Annotated in this window: 1 protein-coding gene; it reads left to right on the forward strand. The window is 43.1% G+C overall.

Annotation, left to right across the window (positions count from 1 at the left end):
- The coding region (locus HMPREF2867_RS07115; RefSeq protein ID WP_141750998.1) for a hypothetical protein at positions 1 to 204 on the forward strand (204 nt) is incomplete at both ends.

A 204-nucleotide genomic window follows, 5' to 3' on the forward strand; every position in this document is an offset into this window, starting at 1 on the left:
GTGTTGTGACCTTCACCCCAACGGATAAATCTTATTCAGGTGATGTTGTCCCAGTTAAGGTTCAAGCAGCTGATACAAATGGTACAACAGTAGAAACAACTTACACACCTAAGATTACTCCAGTCGTTCCAACTTCTGAAGATGCAACAACGACAGATATCCAAGGTGCCACTCAAACAGGTAAACCAACCTTCACCGAAGGAA

It is taken from the genome of Streptococcus sp. HMSC064H09, from assembly GCF_001812625.1.
Taxonomy (GTDB): domain Bacteria; phylum Bacillota; class Bacilli; order Lactobacillales; family Streptococcaceae; genus Streptococcus.